The 19,671-nt window shown below is 47.8% G+C and carries 20 protein-coding genes; 10 read left to right on the top strand and 10 right to left on the bottom strand.

Going from position 1 to position 19,671, the window contains the following annotated elements; translation table 11 throughout:
• Nucleotides 1-77: 77 nt before the first annotated feature.
• The 6 genes from ABWH99_RS01765 (at nt 78) to ABWH99_RS01740 (ending at nt 5,355) form a co-directional block, all read left to right on the top strand.
• Entirely contained in the window at nt 78-914 is an 837-nt protein-coding gene (locus ABWH99_RS01765) for an OmpA family protein (RefSeq protein WP_375584601.1), read from the top strand.
• A gap of 14 nt (nt 915-928) precedes the next feature.
• Complete coding sequence (locus ABWH99_RS01760; protein ID WP_375584600.1) at nt 929-1,549, top strand: pseudouridine synthase; 621 nt, start codon at nt 929-931, stop codon at nt 1,547-1,549.
• Nucleotides 1,550-1,671: 122 nt separating this feature from the next.
• A complete protein-coding gene (locus tag ABWH99_RS01755; protein ID WP_375584599.1) occupies nt 1,672-2,643 on the top strand; it encodes an AAA family ATPase in 972 nt (323 codons plus the stop codon).
• A gap of 30 nt (nt 2,644-2,673) precedes the next feature.
• Entirely contained in the window at nt 2,674-3,723 is a 1,050-nt protein-coding gene (locus ABWH99_RS01750) for a sensor histidine kinase (RefSeq protein WP_375584598.1), read from the top strand.
• 13 nt (nt 3,724-3,736) lie between these two features.
• Nucleotides 3,737-4,471: a LytR/AlgR family response regulator transcription factor gene (locus ABWH99_RS01745; protein WP_375584597.1), complete on the top strand. Its 735-nt coding sequence runs from the start codon at nt 3,737-3,739 to the stop codon at nt 4,469-4,471.
• Between the two features lie 128 nt (nt 4,472-4,599).
• The gene (locus ABWH99_RS01740) at nt 4,600-5,355 is read left to right on the top strand and encodes a LytR/AlgR family response regulator transcription factor (RefSeq protein WP_375584596.1); all 756 of its coding nucleotides are present in this window, start codon (nt 4,600-4,602) and stop codon (nt 5,353-5,355) included.
• A 2-nt stretch (nt 5,356-5,357) separates the two neighbouring features.
• Here the strand turns inward: ABWH99_RS01740 and ABWH99_RS01735 are convergent, their stop codons facing one another.
• From ABWH99_RS01735 to rfbC, 8 genes are all read right to left on the bottom strand, one after another.
• Nucleotides 5,358-6,719 (bottom strand): PhoH family protein, encoded by a 1,362-nt coding sequence (locus ABWH99_RS01735; protein ID WP_375584595.1) that lies wholly within the window; start codon nt 6,717-6,719, stop codon nt 5,358-5,360.
• A gap of 197 nt (nt 6,720-6,916) precedes the next feature.
• Nucleotides 6,917-7,669, bottom strand: coding sequence for a shikimate dehydrogenase family protein (locus ABWH99_RS01730; protein WP_375584594.1), 753 nt, complete (start codon nt 7,667-7,669; stop codon nt 6,917-6,919).
• The gene (locus ABWH99_RS01725; RefSeq protein ID WP_375584593.1) at nt 7,666-8,601 is read right to left on the bottom strand and encodes a DUF368 domain-containing protein; all 936 of its coding nucleotides are present in this window, start codon (nt 8,599-8,601) and stop codon (nt 7,666-7,668) included. The genes ABWH99_RS01730 and ABWH99_RS01725 overlap by 4 nt, the downstream gene beginning before the upstream one ends.
• A 44-nt stretch (nt 8,602-8,645) precedes the next feature.
• On the bottom strand, nt 8,646-9,410 hold the full coding sequence (locus ABWH99_RS01720) for a phosphosulfolactate synthase (RefSeq protein WP_375584592.1): 765 nt from the start codon (nt 9,408-9,410) through the stop codon (nt 8,646-8,648).
• Nucleotides 9,411-9,446: 36 nt separating this feature from the next.
• Nucleotides 9,447-10,859, bottom strand: a complete 1,413-nt coding sequence (locus ABWH99_RS01715; RefSeq protein ID WP_375584591.1) for a tetratricopeptide repeat protein — start codon at nt 10,857-10,859, stop codon at nt 9,447-9,449.
• Between the two features lie 93 nt (nt 10,860-10,952).
• Nucleotides 10,953-11,927, bottom strand: a complete 975-nt coding sequence (locus ABWH99_RS01710; RefSeq protein ID WP_375584590.1) for an SDR family NAD(P)-dependent oxidoreductase — start codon at nt 11,925-11,927, stop codon at nt 10,953-10,955.
• 21 nt (nt 11,928-11,948) lie between these two features.
• The gene (locus ABWH99_RS01705; RefSeq protein ID WP_375584589.1) at nt 11,949-12,704 is read right to left on the bottom strand and encodes a tyrosine-protein phosphatase; all 756 of its coding nucleotides are present in this window, start codon (nt 12,702-12,704) and stop codon (nt 11,949-11,951) included.
• On the bottom strand, nt 12,704-13,255 hold the full coding sequence (gene rfbC / locus ABWH99_RS01700; protein WP_375584588.1) for a dTDP-4-dehydrorhamnose 3,5-epimerase: 552 nt from the start codon (nt 13,253-13,255) through the stop codon (nt 12,704-12,706). The genes ABWH99_RS01705 and rfbC overlap by 1 nt, the downstream gene beginning before the upstream one ends.
• A 221-nt stretch (nt 13,256-13,476) precedes the next feature.
• Here rfbC and hflX point away from each other — a divergent pair, with 221 nt between their 5' ends.
• On the top strand, nt 13,477-14,742 hold the full coding sequence (gene hflX / locus ABWH99_RS01695; RefSeq protein WP_375584587.1) for a GTPase HflX: 1,266 nt from the start codon (nt 13,477-13,479) through the stop codon (nt 14,740-14,742).
• On the opposite strand, the gene ABWH99_RS01690 is transcribed toward hflX, so the two are convergent.
• Nucleotides 14,743-16,134, bottom strand: a complete 1,392-nt coding sequence (locus tag ABWH99_RS01690) for a tRNA/rRNA cytosine-C5-methylase (RefSeq protein WP_375584586.1) — start codon at nt 16,132-16,134, stop codon at nt 14,743-14,745.
• A 272-nt stretch (nt 16,135-16,406) separates the two neighbouring features.
• Here ABWH99_RS01690 and mtgA point away from each other — a divergent pair, with 272 nt between their 5' ends.
• The 3 genes from mtgA to ABWH99_RS01675 all read left to right on the top strand — a co-directional run bounded on the left by mtgA (nt 16,407) and on the right by ABWH99_RS01675 (nt 18,991).
• Complete coding sequence (mtgA, locus tag ABWH99_RS01685; RefSeq protein ID WP_375584585.1) at nt 16,407-17,099, top strand: monofunctional biosynthetic peptidoglycan transglycosylase; 693 nt, start codon at nt 16,407-16,409, stop codon at nt 17,097-17,099.
• 354 nt (nt 17,100-17,453) lie between these two features.
• A complete protein-coding gene (locus tag ABWH99_RS01680) occupies nt 17,454-17,708 on the top strand; it encodes a BCCT family transporter (RefSeq protein ID WP_375584584.1) in 255 nt (84 codons plus the stop codon).
• Nucleotides 17,612-18,991, top strand: coding sequence for a BCCT family transporter (locus ABWH99_RS01675; RefSeq protein WP_375586522.1), 1,380 nt, complete (start codon nt 17,612-17,614; stop codon nt 18,989-18,991). Before ABWH99_RS01680 ends, ABWH99_RS01675 begins: the two co-directional genes overlap by 97 nt.
• Here ABWH99_RS01675 and ABWH99_RS01670 read toward each other — a convergent pair.
• Nucleotides 18,936-19,655: a TIGR02117 family protein gene (locus ABWH99_RS01670; RefSeq protein WP_375584583.1), complete on the bottom strand. Its 720-nt coding sequence runs from the start codon at nt 19,653-19,655 to the stop codon at nt 18,936-18,938. The two genes, ABWH99_RS01675 and ABWH99_RS01670, sit on opposite strands and share 56 nt — an antisense overlap.
• Between the last annotated feature and the right edge of the window lie 16 nt (nt 19,656-19,671).

Here is a 19,671-nt window from a genome sequence, read left to right as displayed (position 1 = left end):
CGCTGAGGCGCATATTTATTGGAATTCGCTGTAAATTGGTATGTTTTTGGTGTTTTTATCATAAAGTTAGCGACGCGATGAGGATAAATTTAGTAATTGGTGGGTTTTTAATTGGGGTTTCTTTGATCGGCTCTTGCGTGCCACAGAAGAAATACCACGAAGTGAATATAAGGAATGCAGAGATGATGCGTTCTTTGAGGGATACCGAAGATCGACTGGACAGCACGCAGCAAAAATTGGTAGAAGTACGGGAAGAGAAGGCCGAACTCGAGCAGCGCCTGGTCTCCGAACGCCAGGAAAAGGCGGATCTGGAAGCACGGTTGGACCGGGCCATGTCTACGTCTTCTTCCGTCCGCCAGGAGTTGACGGAAAAGGAGCAACGGCTGTCGGAGCAGCAGCAGCGATTGGATTTGCTTCAAAACCTTCTGGACGAGCAGCGTTCGGTGATGGACGAGTTGAAAGCCACGATCGATAAGGCGCTGGTACAGTACCGTTCGGATGAGTTGCAGATCAACGAGCAGGATGGAAAACTGTACGTATCGTTGCAGGACAAGCTTCTTTTTTCTTCCGGAAGCGCCACAGTCAATCAGGACGGGAAAGAAGCGCTCGCAAAACTGGCCGTGGTATTAAACAACAGCCCCGAAATCCAGATCATGGTGGAAGGGCATACGGATTCGGTTCCGATACGGGGGAGATTTGAAGACAATTGGGAGTTAAGCACTGCTCGTGCCACCGCCATTGTTCGGCTTCTGACGGGTACCCTTGGGGTGGAGCCCGAGCGGGTGATTGCCGCTGGTCGGAGCTTTTACGAACCCAAGGCATCCAACGAAACGGCGGAGGGTCGGGCCAAAAACCGGCGGACGGAAATTATCCTCACACCGCGACTGAACGAGTTGTTTCAACTCTTAAAGTAAGCTATTCCAGACCCATGAACTACAGGTATTACGCCGCATACAAGCCCTTCGGGATGTTGACCCAGTTTAGCGGTGAAGGCGAGACGTTGGGAGCGCTCGGGGATTTTCCACCCGATGTGTATCCGGTTGGTCGGCTGGACAAAGACAGCGAAGGGCTGTTGTTACTGACCAACGATCCCCGGCTGAATGGTCTTCTTTTGGATCCGGTACATGCACATGCGCGCACCTACTGGGTTCAGGTGGAAGGAGACATGTCACCCCAGGCGCTGGAAAAACTCGGGCAGGGATTGCCCATTCGCATCAAAGGAAAGCAGGTACTAACGGCGAAAGCCAGCGCACGGCTTCAGCCGGAGGCCGAAGCCCTGTTGCCCGAGCGAATTCCTCCCATTCGCTACCGGAAGCACGTGCCGGATACCTGGATAGCGCTAACATTGAGGGAAGGGAAAAACAGGCAGGTACGAAGAATGACGGCTGCGGTGGGTTTTCCTACCCTTCGACTGGTGCGCTGGGCCATTGAAGGGCTTACCGTAGCGGGGTTCCGGTCGGGAGAAGTGAGAACGTTGGAACCGGATGAACTGGAAACCTTGCTGGGGATTTCGCTCCTGCAGTCGGGCTCCTTACCTAAAAAACGTTGAAATTTGAGCTGGGTAGAAATAAGAAGCGGTTCTGAATTGGGATAAACCGTGAATTATTCTAATTTAGGCTTCTATTTTATGGCTGAGCCTAAACCAATTAATTGTAACCATAACACATCAGTATGCATCAGGAGAAGATACAGGAAGTCATTCAAGAAGTAAAAAAGATTGTTGTCGGTCAGGACAAAATGGTCAATCGACTCCTGATTGGCCTGTTTACCAATGGACACATTCTCCTGGAGGGGGTTCCGGGCCTGGCCAAGACGTTGACAGTTAACACGTTGTCCAAAGTGCTGCATTTGGATTTCAAGCGCATACAATTTACTCCCGACCTGTTGCCTTCGGATTTGGTGGGTACGATGATTTATAACCAGCTCAACGCGAATTTTGAGGTAAAAAAGGGACCAATTTTTTCAAACATTATCCTCGCCGATGAAGTGAACCGTTCTCCGGCCAAGGTGCAATCCGCGCTACTGGAGGCCATGCAGGAAAAGCAGGTGACTATTGGGGAAACAACCTACCTTCTGGACAAGCCTTTTCTGGTGCTGGCTACTCAAAATCCCGTGGATCAGGAAGGGACCTATCCGCTTCCCGAAGCACAGGTAGACCGTTTCATGATGAAGGTAAACATCGATTATCCTTCCCGTTCGGATGAATTGGAGGTCATGCGCCGCATGACCAATGCCCACTTTGCTTCCGAGGTACGTCCGATATTGGACAAGGAAGATATTTTTGCCATTCGAAATGCGATCAATGAGGTGCAGATCGCCGAAGCACTGGAGAATTACATCATAGAACTGGTATTTTCTACACGATTTCCAGAGAAATACGGCATGCAGGAAGAAGCCAAGTACATACAATTCGGCGCTTCTCCCCGGGCATCCATCAATTTGAATTTGGGTGCAAAGGCGCTCGCATTCATGGATGGGCGGGACTACGTCTTGCCGGAAGACATCAAAGGGATTGCGGAGGACGTACTGAATCACCGAATCATCCTAAACTACGAGGCAGAAGCCGACAATGTCAGTACGCGGGATCTGATCCACAAAATCCTCGATAAAATTCCTTTGAACAAGGTGGCTGGTATCCGCTAGGGACGGCGATTTTGGTGAGAAGGGTTCGGAATGGATAAAGACAAGTTATATTGGCTGTTACAAATTTTTGGTTGGCTGTGTTTTGCTCTGGTCAACTTGTTTTTTGTTTCCCTGGCCAGAGGCATCACCCCCATACAGATCGGCGCCTATTTTTCTTTGGCAATTTTCTATTTTCTGTCGACCCATTTTTTCCGGTTTCTTATTAAGAATAACAATTGGTTGGGATTTGAACTCACCCGATTGATCAGTCATGTATTGATAGCGGTGCTGATCTTGAGTTTTTTAAATACCCTGGTACAGGTGCTGATCAACTGGATTTTTGGCACCCTGCACCTGATGGAAGATTTTCGGCCGCTGGTGCTGTTGGCCAACTTGTTTACCAGCTTTCTGTTTTATTCCTTATGGTCACTGATGTACTTTCTTTTCTATTTTTTGGATAACTACAACTCCAGCCTGAAATACCAGGCAAGGATCAACGAGATCAAGCTAATTCATCTGCGGAACCAGTTGAACCCGCATTTTATCTTCAATGCGCTGAACAGCGTGCGCGCCCTGGTGGACGAAAATCCGGTCAAAGCCAAATCGGCCATTACCCAGCTTTCCAATATTCTTCGGTATTCCCTGATTATGGACAAGCACAAAACCATTCCATTGGCAGAGGAGATGAATACGGTGAAGGATTACCTAAATCTGGAAAGCATCCGTTTTGAGGAGCGGTTAAAGGTGATTTACGACGTAGAAAAGAAGGCATACGACTATAAAATACCCCCCATGATGCTACAGACCATTGTAGAAAACGGGATCAAGCACGGGATTTCCAATTTGATGAAAGGCGGATTAATTGAGATAAAATGTACGATAGGTCTGTTGGACGATTTGTATATTTGGGTGCGCAACAGCGGCCACCTCAAGCAGGACAAATCTCCGAAAAAGAAAGGGGAAGGACATGGTATTGCCAACACCGTACAGCGGCTAAAATTGATTTATGGAAATCGGGCCAGCTTTAAAATTTTTAATTACGGGAACGAATTTGTCGTTACAGAAATTAAAATACCAAAACAAAACCTTAATTTAGAATAAAATTTGTATAGATATGCGCGTACTAGTAGTAGATGATGAACGATTGGCAAGGAAGGAGCTCATTAATTTATTGAACCAAAATGACAACGTCGAAGTATTGGGGGAGGCCACGAATGTAGAAGATGCGAAAGAAAAAATTGAAGAGCTGCAGCCCGAGGTGCTTTTTCTTGACATCCAAATGCCCGAAAAAACCGGTTTTGATTTGCTGGAAGAACTCGATGTCGTCCCCCTGGTGGTGTTCATTACAGCCTACGACGAATTTGCGCTTCAGGCCTTTCAGGTAAATGCCCTGGATTATTTGTTGAAACCCATCGAACCCGAGCGCTTGACAGATACGCTTAAAAAGCTGGAGAAGAAACTGGAGGAGCTGAAAAAGGAAGAGGAATCCGTCGCCAAAAGCCCCAAAAGCAAACTTTCCCTTAGCGATCAGGTCTTTGTCAAAGATGGGGACAAGTGCTGGTTTGTAAAGCTTTCCGATGTTCGTTTGTTTGAATCAGACGGCAATTACATCAAAGTGTATTTTGAAACCAACAAACCCATGATTCACAAATCGCTTAATGCCCTGGACGAACGACTGGATGAGAAGGCGTTTTTCCGTGCCAGCCGCAAGCATATCATTAACCTGAGCTGGGTGGAGTCCATAGAGCCCTGGTTTAACGGAGGACTGGTGGTGACCTTAAAGGGGGGAGAGCGAATCGAAGTAAGTAGAAGGCAGGCCGCCCGTTTTAAGGATCTAATGAGCCTGTAAGTCGAATTCACCCACTCCCTTTTCTTCTTTGCACATTTTATTGGGGTATTGCTGCATTAAATTGTGTTTTAATTTGTAAATTGGCCAAAACAGCTTTTATTTAAACTTTTCCCTTAAAAAAACAGACCATGAAAGAAGAACGGATACTTATCGTTGAAGACGATGTAAATATTTCCGAGAACATTGAGGAAATTCTGCAGCTTTTAGGTTATGTAAATATTGACATAGCCAATTCGGCAAATCAAGCCATCAAAGTAGTTAAGAAATACCGTCCCGACATGGTCTTTATGGATATCAAGTTGAAGGGAGACAAGGACGGTATCGAACTTGGGGAAATCATTCAGCAGATGGTAGATGCCCCTATCGTTTACGTCACCTCCTACAGCGATCCGGCCATCATCGAGCGTGCGAAAAGAACCCATCCGGCAGGTTTTATCGTGAAGCCCTTCAATAGCAACGATATCCACGCCATGGTGGAAATCGTGTTGTACAATCAACGGACCAGGCCGGCCCTTTCGGAAGGAGCTAGCGCCAAAATTTCCGAAAGCCCCTACCTGGTAGTCGACGCCGTGTACATCAAAGCGGATAATAGTTTTGAGCGGGTAGATTATTCCGACATCTACTACGTGGAAGCGAATGGAAACATGGTAACCATTTTTACAAAAAATAGAAATTTTACGATCCGAAAGTCCATGAAGGACATGGAAGAGAAATTGCCCTCTAACCTTTTTCTACGGGTACAGAAATCTTACATTGTCCAACTCGGTCAGATAGAGAGCTTCAATACCAAAGAGATCAATCTGAAGACCGGCGATGTGGTTCAGGTGGGCAGGCAATATTACAACAGCTTTCTGGCCAAGCTCAATACCATCACAGAGAGTTAAACCTACAGCAGTTCGTTTGCCAGATTGGCCAATTCGGACCGTTCACCCTTTTCCAGTTTGATATGTGCATACAAGGGATGGTTTCGTACCCGGTCTATCAAATACGAAAGGCCGTTGCTCTGGCTGTCCAGATAGGGCGTATCGATCTGAAATACATCCCCGGTAAAGACGATTTTGGTGTTTTCTCCGGCCCTGCTGATGATGGTTTTTACCTCGTGCGGGGTTAGGTTTTGTGCCTCGTCCACAATAAAAAAGATATTGGAAAGGGAGCGACCGCGAATGTAGGCCAGGGGTTGAATCACCAGCTTTTCCTGTTGTACCATGTCGGATATCCGCTGGTACTCTTTGTCGCTCTCTTTGTATTGGTTTTGGATAAACTTCAGGTTGTCCCAGAGCGGTTCCATGTACGGATTCAGTTTGGATTTGATGTCTCCAGGCAGGTACCCGATGTCTTTGTTGCTCAGGGGCACAATGGGTCGTGCCAAAAAAATCTGCTTGTAGTTGCTGCGTTGTTCCAGTGCTCCGGCCAGTGCCAGCAGGGTTTTCCCCGTTCCGGCCACCCCCTGTATGCTTACCAGCTTAATTGCCGGATCCATGATGGCGTGCAAAGCGAATGCTTGCTCCGCATTTTTCGGGCAAATATTGTAAGCCTTCGATTTGGAAATTTTCTGGAAAGACTTTTCTGAGGCGCGGTAGAATGCCAGAATGGACGCATTGGGACTGCTTCCTTTCAAAATATAAAAGGTATTGTTCGCGGGAATAATTTTCCGGCGTCTGCCAAATACCTCGGCTCCCTCCAGGCTGCTTTTCTCGTACAGACGATTGATGGTATCCTGGCTTACGTCCTCGATGATCTCCTTTCCGGTGTTTTCAATTTCGGTAATATTTTTGATCTTGCCGGTTTCGTAATCTTCCGCCGGAATATCCAAGGATTTTGCCTTGAGCCGCAGGTTGATATCCTTGCTGACCAGGATTACTTTTCGCTTTTTTTCTGTCTGCCGCACGCTAAGCGCAGCATTCAATATTTTATGATCGTTTTTTTCCTCCCCAAAGATTTCATTCGCATTGAGTGCGTTGTCGGGATTCATCATCACCTTAAAGGAGCCTTTCGTTTTCCCGTTGAGCGGGGTCCAGTGTTGAATCATTTGGTCCTTTGACAACCGATCCAGCAAACGAATGAATTCCCGGGCTTCAAAATTTTTGGTGTCGTTGCCTTTTTTAAACTGATCCAGTTCTTCCAATACGGTTATTGGAATGACCACATCGTGTTCGGCAAAATTCATGATGGAGTGATGATCGTACAAAATGACAGAAGTGTCCAGAACAAAAATCTTCTTTTCCTGAGTGGTTGCTTTCTTCACCATACAAACAAAATTGGAGTGGAATGACGATTAATAATACTTATTTTAATCGAAAAAGTGGAAAGAAATCGTTGAAATAAATCCCTCTGGAGCTGCTCTTAACACAGAGGGTAGGCTAACCAGCTAATTAGCTGTCGCTTACAGGGAGGAAGGGCATGCCGTCGGTTTTTTTCAAAACCCAGGCTGACGGCAAATAGCGGTCAATTGCCTTCGTTCCAGATATCCCAGGCCGCTTCTGCCTGAAGGTGCAGCATCTCCAGGCCGTTTTTTGTTTTGGCGCCCCGTTTAGCGGCTTCCTGCATCAGGCGGGTTTCCTCCGGGTTATACACCAGATCGTAATACCACTGATCGGGCCCGAATAGGGAAACAGGGATTGGAGGCAGGTCGGCAGTGTGGGGATAGGTGCCGACGGGCGTGGTATTGATGATCAAAGGATAGCTTTGAACCAATTGCGGAGATGCGGCGAGCGCATCGTATGTTCGCGTGGTCTTCGAGTCAGGCCGGGGCGATCGCGAGATCCGCAGGAAGGGCATGTGCAGGTCTTTTAAGGCCTGTGCAACGGCCCTGGAAGCGCCCCCGGTACCCAGGATCAATGCTCCCGGTCGCTCCTCTCCGATCCAGTTTGACAGCGAGGTTTTAAAACCGAAATAGTCCGTGTTGTAGCCGATTAATTCCAGAGGTGTGATTTTGATGCAATTCACCGCACCAATCTCCTTACAGGCAGGGTCCAACCGGTCCAGGTAAGGAATGACTTGTTGTTTGTAGGGTATGGTGACATTCAGCCCCACCAGTTCCGGTTCTTTTACCAGTAGTGCCGGGAACGATTGAATTTCGGGCAACTCGTACAGATCGTACTGGCAATCGGTGATCCCTTCCCTTCGAAACTTTTCCGAAAAGTAGCTTTTTGAAAAGGAGTGCGTCAGCGGAAACCCAATCAATCCGTATTTTTTCATTCTCTATTGAAATTATGCGCGACCCGATCGATGCCGACCACCAAAACCACGCCGATCAAAAAAGCAAAAATCGCAAATAGAAAGGCTGGCTCTTCTCCCGTCTCAATCAGGTAGACGTGAGGAAGGATGTTTTCTGTCAGTAGGGGTTTTTGAATACCTGAACTCGATATTCGGTAGGAAAGCACCTTTTTCCAGGGCCAGATTTTGTTGATTGAACCGATCATGAAACCGGATAAAAAGGAGAGGGTCAATGCATGGTAGTTTTTTAGAAACCAGGAAATCACCCGACTGAACAGCAGCAGACCGCTGATGCATCCCAGGGCAAAAGTTCCCAGGATCAATACGTTTCGATCGTTGACGGCAGTTAGAATAAACTCATATTTCCCGAGAATCAACAGGAGAAAGCTTCCTGAAATTCCGGGTAAAATCATCGCGCAGATGGCGATGGCGCCTGCAATAAAGGTAAACCAAAGGTTGTTCGGCAAGCTCATCAGGGGAAGCTCGGTAATGAAATAGACCAGCAGGGCACCCAAGGGAAACATGAGAATGGCCAGCAGGTTCCATCGTTTGACATCCCGTAAAATGATGATGGCGCTGATCAGTATCAATCCGCAGAAAAACGACCAGAGGGGGATGGGATGGGTTTCGATGAAATAGGTTATGGCTTTTGAGAAAGCAAAAATGCTTGTGAGGATGCCAAGAAAAAGCACCAATAGAAATCCCCCGTTCACGTGCTTCCAGAAAGCAAGGAGTTGAAAGCGTCTGAGAAGCCGTAGTGCTTCCAGGTCAAAGGAATTGATGCTCTCCAACAGTTCCTGATAGATCCTGGTCACCAAAGCGATGGACCCTCCGGATACTCCCGGCACAATATCCGCACTTCCCATACCCATTCCCTTGAGGAACAATAGTATCCAATCGCCTATTCGCTTCATTGTTTGCCCTTATTTGTCGTTGACCCGATGAACACCAGGGGGGTTCAGGGATTGTTTAAAAAGAAATCAAAAGTATCTCCTCGCAGGCCTAATCGCAGGGTTTCCAACGGGATGATTTCATTGGGGGCGATGTTGCCAAGGTTTACATTTGATCCGAGAAGCTTGATGAACCATACTTGCTGTTCTTTTTGGGGAGCTTCCCAAATGATTTGTTCCTCCGGAATCTGTGTGAGTATTTCCTCTACGAGTCCTTGCCGTACTTCCCCCGAGTCACGGAACAGGCCCACGGTGCCCCCTTCCCGTGCTTCGCCGATGACCTTCCAGGCTCCGGCATCCAGTTCTTTTCGCATTTGTTCGATCCACTTATAGGGAGGTATGATTTTAGCAGCATCTTTGGAGCCTACCTCTGACAATACGGTCACTTGTTTGGCCAGTGTTTCGATGTAGCGGCACTTTTGGTCGTGGTCCAGGGTGATGGACCCATCGGATACTTCCGCAAAACCGAGCTGGTATTCGTCTAAAAGACGCGTGTAATCGTCAAATTGATTTCGGATGACAAACGCTTCAAAAAGGGTACCACCGAAGTACACCGGAATGTCGGCAGCACGGTAAATATCAATTTTTTCCCTTAATTTTTTGGTAACAAATGAAGTTGCCCAACCCAGTTTCACAATGTCTACATAATCTCCGCTGACTTCAATAAAATCCTCTACCTCTCTCAGACTGAGCCCTTTGTCCATGGCCATAGTAAATCCAGAATTTCGGGGCTTAACCGTCCGCGAAGGAATGCTCTTTAGAACGTAATTCATTCAATGAAATTTTGATAGTAGCGACAAAAAAGAAAATTATCTTTTAAAATCTTCTCTGTACTGATTGATAATTTTATAAATTGCTTTTTGTTGCTCCAGTTCGGGCATCAGGTCATAAAGCAACTCGTGTTTTTCGAAGTCCAAAGTTAATGCATTTTCCAAAATTGAAAAGGCTTCTTTGTATTTACCTGTCTTGATCAGGTAGACCACCAGGCGGTAATACAACTCTGCCTCTTCCGGCAGTTCCTCCATGCCTTCTTTGATCACATCTTCGGCTTCTTCAAACCTGTTTTGGTCGAAATATATCAGGGAAAGGTTGATGTAGGTTTCGAGGATACCCGGTTCTAGATTGATGGCCTCTTCGTATGCCTCCGAGCTCGCTTGCAGGTTTCCCAATTCGTATTCGGCGCCAGCCAGCCCGACCCAGTAGTTGGCGTTTTCCGCCGAGAGTTTCAGTGCCTTTTTGAAATAGTGTATGGCTTCAAAATATTTCTTCTTCTTCATCATGCACATGCCCAGACCAAACCAGGCATCGTCGTATTCCGGGTCAAGTTTTGCGGATTTTTTGAAATACTTGAAGGCCATGTCAATCTGATCCAGTTTTTCATAGGAGGCGGCCATGTAACAGCAATTTTCTGCATTACTCCCTTCGCAATGAATGGTGTTTTGGTAAGCCTCCAGTGCTTTTTCGTACTGATGGGTATTCATCAGCGCATTTCCCAGATTGAAATAGGCGGAGGCAAACGTGTCATCGATCAGCAACGCATAATCGTAGGCGTCGATGGCTTCTGTAAATTTCCCCAACCGATTGTAAACCACTCCCAGATTGTACCAGGCATTGGCATTGTAGGGATCCTGATCGATGAACTCCCGGTAAAAATCCAAAATTTCATCGAAGGAACCCTCTTCTTCGGTCATCATGGCCAGTTGAAAAAGCGCATCCTCGTGGTTGATTTTTAATTTTACCACTTCCTTAAAACAGGTGATGGCCTCCTCCATTTTTTTCTCGTTGCGGTAAAAGTTACCCAACAGGTAATAGACCTCCGCCTTGTCCTCTGCCAGGGGCAGAAATCCATTCAGCAATTGAATCGCTTCCTCGGATTGATCCAACAAAGAAAGGGCATTCGCCATGGTCAGTACAATTTCCTCGTTGTTTGGTGAAAGGTTATTCAGGTTTTCCAGGAGCTCCAAGCTATCCTCCAACTCGTCCAGAAATAACAGGGACTGCGCCATCAGCAGTTTTATCTCTACGGAAAAGGGGAATTTTTGCAGGGCCCACTCACAGGTTTTGAGGGCCTTTTTGTATTTCAAATGATCGTGATAGTACCTGATGATATCCTCCAGTTCTTCTTCGCCAAAAAATAGATCCAGATTGGATTTAAGGGAATTCTCAAACCTCTGTACCAATTCCTTCTCCTGATCCGAATGATTGTCAAAATCTCCTGTCATAGGTTTGATATAAATTTTATGTTTAAGATACCAATTATTTTTGTTGCAGGGAATATTCCTTACATAAATTCCTTCCCGCGTTGCTACTACTTCCTACGTTGGTTGTTCTTCCGAATGGGCCCATTCAAACGTTTCCTTCAGGGGCCTGCCTACGATTCCGGTTTTTGCGCGCATCTTGCTACTGTCGTAGCCCACTCGTGTCTGGGCTGCCAGTATGCTTTGGCGACTGATGGGAAGCTTGTTCGGGGAAAACAAATTGTGAATCCGGGACCAGCGGACCACCCACCCGGCCAGCCAGTTGCTAAGGGGAAGCGCGGGTGGTTTTTTATCAAAAACCCCTGCCATTTCCGTAAAGAAGTCACGGTAGGGCAGGCTCTCTTTACTGATGATGTACCGTTCGTTCCAGGGGCCAGACTCCATGAGTTGCAGCATGGCTTGAACGGCATCTCGTATATCGATGTAGTTGATGTTGCCTTTCGGGTAATAGCGGTTTCCATCCAGGACATAGCGGTAGATCTGACTGCTGCTTCGTTCGTCGGAAATTTTTCCAAGCAATACGGAGGGGTTGAAAACCATGACCTCCAGGCCTTCCTGCGCGCCACGCCAGACTTCCAGCTCAGCCAGGTGTTTGGAAATGGCGTAAGGCGTGTTCAACTCGGAATTGATCCATTTTTGTTCCTCGGAGATGGACAACTGGTTTTCCTGCCTGCCAAGTGCCGCCACCGAACTGATAAAAACCAACTTTCCCGTTCCATGAGAAAGCATGGCATCTACCAGGCAGGCCGTACCGTAGGCATTGGTTTTTAGCAGTGCCTCTTTTTGGGAATCCTGGAAAGACACCAGGCCGGCTGCATGCACCACGAGATCCTGTCCCTCACAGGCATCCGCCAACATTTCCACATCGGTGATGTCCCCTTCGTACCAGGAGATTTCGTTCTCCAGATTTCCAAGTAGGGAAGCCCTGCTTCCGGTTCTTCGGGTACCCGAAATGCTTGCTTTTCCGGCCAGACCCTTTGCAAGGTAACTGCCCAGTAAACCGGTAATGCCCGTAATCAGTATCTTTTTCAACGCGTTAACTTTATCCGGTACTTACAATTGTCGGTTCCAAAGGTCCAATGCCTGCAACTTTTCGTAGTATTTTTCCTGAGGAAGCTTTTCTAAGGCATCGAGGTATTTTTCATTGTGGCAATCGGTGCCGACGAGTTTTACCAAGCCCCGGTCTACGATTTTTTCGGCAAATTTCTTTACCCCTTTTGAGTAATACCCCGTGAGCGAAAGCAGGTTTAGCTGAAACGGAATATTCCGGTCCACCAGCGACTCCAGCGTGCTGCTCTCCTGGTGCAGGTACAGGTACCGCTCCGGATGCGCAAATACAGGCTGGTAACCCGACATTTCCATGCGAAAAAAGGTCTCCAGCAGGATGTGCGGCTTGCTCATAAAACCGGTTTCGACGAGCACCAGCTTATTTGTTCCAAAACTGAGCAGGGGTTCGTTCTTTTCGACTTTTTCGAAAAAGATTTCGTCCAGGTAGTATTCCGCAGCGGCTTGAAGTTCAATGGAGATCCCCGCCTCCGCAACCGCAGCCTGCAACTTCTTCAAGCCGGGTAAGATGGTTTCGGGAGTATTCTTAAAAAACTCACTCATGATGTGGGGTGTAATGATGAGTTTTTTTAACCCGTAGGAGGCCAGACGGTCAATCAAGACCAGGGATTCTTCCATGGATTGCGCGCCATCATCGATTCCTGGAATCAGGTGACTGTGCATGTCTGCGCGCAGCCAACTCAGGTCCAGTGCCTGCTGTTGGGGTGTTTTTTTGAATTTGACAAATAAATCGAATATAGACATTAAAGTCCTCCTCTGCTTATTTCTTGGAATTTTTCCAGATCGGGCCAATGTTGGTCCTTTTCGGATAGAAGTGGATCATCCACTCCCCAATCAATCTGTAACTGCTTATCGTTCCAAATAATTCCACCCTCACTTTCTTTGTGGTAGAGGTTGGAACACTTGTACGTAAATACGGCGTCTTCCCAAACAGCAAAGCCGTGGGCAAAACCTGTCGGAACGTAAAGCATGTTTTGGAGCTTTTCATCCAAAACCACTGCATGGTATTGCCCGAAGGTGGCGGAGCCTTTGCGGAGGTCTACACAGACATCCAGCACTTTTCCGCTGATCACCCGCACCAGTTTTGCCTGCGCATGGGTGCCACGCTGAAAATGAAGCCCTCTTACGATACCCGCTTCGGAATAGGATTGGTTGTCTTGCACCCATCTCGTATTCATTCCGTGTTTTTCGAATAAATCTTCGCGGTAACTTTCCAAAAAATAGCCCCTTGCATCTTTGAAGATTTTTGGATAGATTTCAAAAACATCTTTCAGGGCGGTCTCTCTGATTTCCATGGCTGTCTATGTTTAATGTCTAAAAACGACGCAATTTGGCGAATTCGCTTTAAAATATATCACAATAAAATGAATTTTGCCATCTCCTTATCCAATTGCCGCTGAAATTCCTCACGTGAGAGATATCCCGTTTCCAATAAAAAATTGGGACGGTGAATCTATTGCCGTACTTTTGCGTTACACTTAATCGGGAATAGCCTCAATGTCTGAATACACCATGCATGAGTAAATACAATAGAAAACTGGCAAGATTGGTAGATACCGCGCCCAAGGAGGAGACGGCAGTGTTGATTGCATTGATTCATCAGCATGAAACGGAACAGCTGGTGCAGGATCACCTGGACGAATTGGCCTTTTTGACGGAAACCCTGGGGGCCAAAGCCATCCATCGGTTTACACAGCGAATGGAAAAGCCCGATGCCCGTACGTTCGTGGGGTCGGGTAAATTGGAAGAAATCAAGTCCTATATCGAGTTTTTTGCGGTGGACATGGCTATTTTCGATGAGGATTTAAGCCCTTCCCAGGTAAAAATATTGGAAAACGAGCTCAAAATAAAAGTATACGATCGCTCCATGTTGATCCTGGACATCTTCTTAAGCAGAGCACAGACGGCACAGGCCAAAACCCAGGTGGAATTGGCCCGGTACCAATACCTTTTGCCCCGACTTACCCGCATGTGGACGCACCTGGAACGACAAAGAGGTGGAACCGCTACGCGGGGAGGAGCCGGAGAAAAAGAGATTGAAACAGATAAACGTGACATCCGGCAAAAAATCGATTTGCTCAAGGAAAAACTAAAGAAAATCGAAAAACAAGGATACACGCAACGCAAAGGAAGGAAAGGGATCGTTCGGGTTGCACTGGTGGGGTATACCAATGTGGGCAAAAGTACCCTCATGAACCTACTGACCAAGGCAAACATACTCGCAGAAAACAAACTGTTTGCGACGGTAGATTCGACCGTACGCAAAGTGGTGTTGGAAAACATTCCCTTTCTGATTTCGGATACGGTCGGCTTTATCCGGAAATTACCTACCCATTTGATTGAATCCTTTAAGTCCACCCTGGCAGAGATCGAAGAGGCAGATTTGCTGATCCACGTCGTCGATCTTTCCCACCCGAATTTTGAGGACCAGATTGCAGTGGTCAACCAAACCCTGAATGAAATGGGTGCGGGCGATAAGCCGGTGATCATGGTATTCAATAAAATCGATGTGGCTCCAAGAATGCCCTCTGAAGAAGAACTGATGCTCATGTCGGCGCATGAGGTGGAAGAAGCCAATTTTATAGACTTTGAAAAGCTGGAAGAAAGCTATGCCAAAAAGTCTTCCATCACGCCGGTCTTTATGGCCGCGGCCAATGGGACAAATATCGAGGGCTTCCGAAAGGTAGTTACCGCCGAAGTAAGGAAAATTCACCAAAAGATTTATCCCCATTACCTGGAAGACGAGGTGCTGGATTTGTCCCAGTACGAAGTTGAGGAATGATTAATCCATCCGAATTCGCCATTCCTTCGGATAATAGTTGTTCGAACGGTTGCCCAGGTTTTTGACCCATCCGATACCCAAACCCTTATAGTTAACCAACACCCATCCCCGATCCGCTTTGGAAAGGGCGATGGGTTCTTTTTTGAGGTAGCGGATCGCCTCCTCCCTGGTTAGTTCCTCCCTGGCATAGGAGGATTTGGGCAACATACTCAGTGCCCAGGCCGGCCCGGGAAGGAACGTGTCCCGTACCCAATCACCCAATTCCACGCCGAAATACTGCACATTCAGCCGGATGGCGATGGTTTCAAACCTGGGAACCCAGCGGGATGGAAGCGCAAACAAATGGTTGTTGTATTGGTAGTAGGAGAGCGGTTCCGGGACGTCCAACTTCGGAAAGGACGGATGGTTTCGGACCTTGCCAGGAAGCCGTTGCAGGTGGGGATGCCGGAAGTCTTTCGCCTTTTTGGGCGATTTTTCGTTGGCTTCCGAGGGCGGGCGCTGAAGCACCGCCATAAAGAGGCCTTCTCCCGGTACCTTGTGGGGATAAAAGCGGTAAACAGGGAAGACCCCCTGTTCTGTTTTGCATTCGCTACGACTGATTTGCCAGGCTGGATCGATGGGGATTTCCACCGGTTTGTAACCAAAGTTTGCCGCAAGAAAACGAACATTTCCCTCGTTTTCCAAGGGGTTGTAGGTGCAGGTAGAATAAATGAGGTAGCCACCGGGTTTGGGTAAGGCCGCCGCTTCCTGCAAAATGCGGGACTGCCTGCCCTGGCACAGGTGTACGTTTTCCGGGGACCATTCCTGAATGGACTGCGGGTCTTTTCGAAATAGTCCTTCTCCCGAACAAGGCGCATCCACCAATACAAAGTCAAAGGATTCGGAGAGCGGCGCAAAATGTGCGGGGTCATTTTGCGTAATTACCGTATTTCCCAGTCCCCATTTGATGGTGTTTTCCTTGAGTACCTGATTTCTACTCTTGATTACTTCATTGGCCAGCAACAGGCCTTTATCTCCCAGGAAACTGCTGATCAGCGTGGATTTCCCACCCGGCGCAGCGCAAAGGTCGAGGGCGAAGGGTGCCTCCGGAAGCGCCAATTGGTTCAGGACATGGCTTAGAAAACCGGAGGATGCTTCCTGCACGTAGTAGGCACCGGCATGAAAGCATGGGTCCAATGTGAAGTTGGGACGGGCCGGCAGCCGGTAGGCATGCGAGGACCAGCCAATTGCCTGGCCATTCGCTGGAGCAGGCATTCCTTTGAAAGGATTGAGGCGGATGCTTACCGGAGCAGGTTGTTGAAGCGCCTGTAGAAAATGATCCCATTCCGACTCGCCCAACTGTTGTTTCATTGTTTCTAAAAACTGAGCGGGAAGGACTGGGTATTCGTTCATTTTCTTATCGGTTTGTTGGTGGGTTCTTTCGGAGGGAGAGAAAACCATCACTTTCGGCTCCTGCCTTCCTCCGTCTGCCGTTTCGACTCCCGGCTGCAGTGGAATCGGGGCCGAAGAGCTGGGGTAAAAATACAGGAAAAAATGCTTTGCCCGCAATGGATGCGGCGGAAAGGAGTAATTTTGGCCAAACCTCTCAAACGTACCGAAGGGACAACTTTTCCCTGGCGAAACCGTGGAAGGAATACCGTTGCGTACGCTAATCGGATTGTGTAGTGAAAAAACTATTTGTTTGGACAGGCCGGATTTTTCTCGGACTGTTTTTGTTTTCCATTCTGGCCGTGATGGCGGCGGGTGTTTTGCCCGTGTGTGTTACACCCCTGGTGGGTATCCGGGCGGTGGAGCAGCTTCTGGACAAGGAGCGAGCGTTTCGCCTGGAAAAGGATTGGGTTCCCATGGAGAAGATTTCGCCCTTTCTGTACCGGGCAGTGATCGCCTCCGAGGATCAGAAATTTCTGGAGCATCATGGATTTGACTGGGAGGCCATTCATGCGGCACTGGAAGAAAACCGCAGTGGAAAACGATTGCGGGGTGGAAGTACCATTACCAACCAGACAGCGAAAAATGTTTTTTTATGGCCAGGTAGGAACCTGCTGAGAAAGGGATTGGAAGCTTATTTTACCGTGCTTATCGAGTTTTTTTGGTCCAAGGAGCGCATTCTGGAAGTGTACCTGAACGTGATCGAAATGGGGGAGGGCATTTACGGGGCAGAAGCTGCCGCTCGGGTTTATTTTGGGAAAGCGGCGATTGACCTGAACCGGCAGGAGGCGGCGTTGATCGCGGCCGTGTTGCCGAATCCCCTGCGGTGGAGACCCGACCAGCCCAGCTCCTACCTTCGGCAACGGCAGGCCTGGATCTTGCGCAACATGAGAAATCTGGGAAAGCTCACCTTAAATGGTGAGCGATAGACCTAATTCCTGATGAGGTTCCAAGGCCCGGTGGTAAACCGGGCTCGGTGCCGATGCCGGCAGTCCACGATTTACCAACCAATCGCCTGAATATCGCCAGGGATAGGGGGAATTATGCAATAGAAAAAGACTTTGGCACAGCCAGATACGCAACTACGTTTTACTTATGGCCAAATTAGGAACCTTGTCTAAAATACCTACCTGGAAGCCAGCTGCCATACATTGGTACTATTAGTCAAAATCGCGATCCGGGCAAATAATTCCAAACCAACTGGCTAGTTTGAGAACATCATGGACAAATACTGTTGTTTTACTGGTAAAAGCCCTATCTTTCGCGCTCACTTTCGTTATCAAATGTCAGCGACGCTAAAGCTCAAACCCTGGGTGTTTTTTCCGCCGGTAGTTATTTTAGTAATGACCCTGGCTTTTGGCGTCACCTACAGCGATCCCTTTCTTCGACTGGCTGAAAGAACCAAGGACGGAATGCTCAATCAGTTTGGTTGGCTTTTTTCGTGGAGTGCGTTTGCTTTCCTGATACTATTAGGGACTGCCTATGTGCTTCCATTTGGCCGGACCAAAATTGGGGGAAGGCTGCTGTTCCAATCTTAAGCAAATGGCGCTGGTTTGCCATTACACTCTGTACGACCGTTGCCACGGGTATTTTGTTTTGGGGCATGGCTGAACCACTTCACCATCTCCACCGGCCTCCACCGGCATTGGCGATTGAAAGTGGCTCCAGTTTGGCAGCGGTCTTTTCGCTGGCCACACTACACCTACATTGGTCGTTTACCCCTTACGGCGTGTATACGCTTGTGGGATTGGTTTTTGCGCTTTCCTACTATAATTTACACCAGCCCTTTAGTCTGACCGCTAGTTTAGCGCCCATCTCAACGAAACTCGCGGGTAATCGCCTCGGGAAGCTTATCGATGTCATATGCTTATACGCGCTGGTTCTCGGAATGTCGGCATCGCTAGGTACCGGTATGTTTGCCATTACCGGAGGCCTGGATTTACTAATGGGTTGGACTAAATCGGCTTTGCTTTTAGCCATGATTGGATTTTCGATCGTTTTTAGCTTTGTGTTTTCTGCCGTTAGCGGTCTGCATCGGGGCATAGCGATTCTTTCGGACGTCAATGTGAAAGCCTTCTTCGGCCTTGCAGTTTTTGTACTGATCACCGGGCCTACGCTCGATATTCTTAGCTTGGGTTGGGAAAGTGTGCAGGATTACGCGGTAAATTTTTTTCCAAGAAGTGTCAATTTTGGCGATAGGGTTGATCGGCAATGGGAGCAGGACTGGACCCTTTTTTACCTGGCGAACTGGTACGCCTGGGCGCCTGTCGCAGCATTGTTTTTAGGCCGTATTGCCGTCGGATACACTGTTCGAGACTTTATTTTCTTCAATCTCGTATTCCCTTCTCTGTTCACAATAATTTGGATGAGTATTTTCGGGGGTACTTCCCTGACTTTTGACATGCATGAAGGCCAAAGCCTTTTTGAAACAATGGAATTGAAGGGGGAAGAGATCGTTATGTTTCAGGTGTTGGGCAGTCTGCCTTTTGGACGGATAATTAGCCTTGCCACGTTGGTTATGGTTTTTATATCCTATGTGACTGCTGCCGATTCCAACGTCTCCGCCATGTCAGCGATCAGCACGCATGGAATCAGCCCAAATCAGCCCGAAGCTCCACTTTGGGTCAAACTCGTTTGGGGGTCGATTATCGGTATAACTGCGTGGTTAATGGTTTCTACAGCCGGTATAGAGGGGATTCGAATCCTATCCGTAATGGGGGGATTCCCGGCATTATTTCTTGTGATCGTTGTGGCCGTAGGCCTCGTTAAAATGATTCTAACCTCGGGGGCACGGCGGTCGGACGAGGAACAGCCTTTTTGAGTTGGTAAAAAATACCCCCGCCTCCATGGGACCAAATAGGTGCTCGAACACCTATCTGAATAAGCCCCCGGTTGATCCAGAAATTGCATGTTCCGAAAGCATGATACGATCCCATCGCCTCGAAAAAATTATCGTTGGGCGTATAGCCTTTGCCGGGAAGAATAATTACCCCGTTTTCACACTGCTTAAAAAAACTACAGATATAGTCGCATAGTTGCAGGTATTGCTCTTTGCTAAGGTGGATGGACTCCAGGCGCTTCTGGTTTTTGGGCAATTCAGGGTGCAAGGTTACATGCATGAGTGTGGGACTTGGGATAAGCATCGCCCGCGCTGCTACTTTAGGCTTTAAGTTGGCCCACTCGTCGACTTCCAGGTAGAAACCGCGGTCACCCCAGCCGATGCCAAGAAAATTGTTCTCGGCGAAGGGTGTGTGAAAATGACGGCAATCAAGTACTTCCTTCCAGTTGAAATAGGGAGAAATACTTGGGAGTACATAGTCAACATGTACACCATTGGAAACGACAAAAATTTCGATATCCCGTTGGATGTTTAGAAACTGTTTATTTACGGGTATTAGGAAACAAAGCAAACCAGCGAGGCTGTACAAGAGGACAAATAAAACAAAACTGAACACTATTCCTCCCAAAATCGCCAGATAAATCATAAACGTCAAGAATTTT

The sequence above is a fragment of the Cyclobacterium xiamenense genome (assembly GCF_042140265.1).
Lineage (GTDB): Bacteria > Bacteroidota > Bacteroidia > Cytophagales > Cyclobacteriaceae > Cyclobacterium > Cyclobacterium xiamenense_A.
This window is presented reverse-complemented; position numbering and strand designations above follow the sequence as displayed.

Coding starts and splice junctions, on each gene's coding strand:
- ABWH99_RS01740 (WP_375584596.1), top strand. CDS start 4,600: ATGAAAGAAGAACGGATACTTATCGTTGAAGACGATGTAAATATTTCC.
- ABWH99_RS01745 (WP_375584597.1), top strand. CDS start 3,737: ATGCGCGTACTAGTAGTAGATGATGAACGATTGGCAAGGAAGGAGCTC.
- ABWH99_RS01750 (WP_375584598.1), top strand. CDS start 2,674: ATGGATAAAGACAAGTTATATTGGCTGTTACAAATTTTTGGTTGGCTG.
- ABWH99_RS01680 (WP_375584584.1), top strand. CDS start 17,454: ATGTCAGCGACGCTAAAGCTCAAACCCTGGGTGTTTTTTCCGCCGGTA.
- ABWH99_RS01765 (WP_375584601.1), top strand. CDS start 78: ATGAGGATAAATTTAGTAATTGGTGGGTTTTTAATTGGGGTTTCTTTG.
- ABWH99_RS01720 (WP_375584592.1), bottom strand. CDS start 9,410: ATGAATTACGTTCTAAAGAGCATTCCTTCGCGGACGGTTAAGCCCCGA.
- ABWH99_RS01670 (WP_375584583.1), bottom strand. CDS start 19,655: ATGATTTATCTGGCGATTTTGGGAGGAATAGTGTTCAGTTTTGTTTTA.
- ABWH99_RS01760 (WP_375584600.1), top strand. CDS start 929: ATGAACTACAGGTATTACGCCGCATACAAGCCCTTCGGGATGTTGACC.
- ABWH99_RS01735 (WP_375584595.1), bottom strand. CDS start 6,719: ATGGTGAAGAAAGCAACCACTCAGGAAAAGAAGATTTTTGTTCTGGAC.
- ABWH99_RS01690 (WP_375584586.1), bottom strand. CDS start 16,134: ATGAACGAATACCCAGTCCTTCCCGCTCAGTTTTTAGAAACAATGAAA.
- ABWH99_RS01755 (WP_375584599.1), top strand. CDS start 1,672: ATGCATCAGGAGAAGATACAGGAAGTCATTCAAGAAGTAAAAAAGATT.
- hflX (WP_375584587.1), top strand. CDS start 13,477: ATGAGTAAATACAATAGAAAACTGGCAAGATTGGTAGATACCGCGCCC.
- ABWH99_RS01725 (WP_375584593.1), bottom strand. CDS start 8,601: ATGAAGCGAATAGGCGATTGGATACTATTGTTCCTCAAGGGAATGGGT.
- ABWH99_RS01730 (WP_375584594.1), bottom strand. CDS start 7,669: ATGAAAAAATACGGATTGATTGGGTTTCCGCTGACGCACTCCTTTTCA.
- rfbC (WP_375584588.1), bottom strand. CDS start 13,255: ATGGAAATCAGAGAGACCGCCCTGAAAGATGTTTTTGAAATCTATCCA.
- ABWH99_RS01715 (WP_375584591.1), bottom strand. CDS start 10,859: ATGACAGGAGATTTTGACAATCATTCGGATCAGGAGAAGGAATTGGTA.
- ABWH99_RS01705 (WP_375584589.1), bottom strand. CDS start 12,704: ATGTCTATATTCGATTTATTTGTCAAATTCAAAAAAACACCCCAACAG.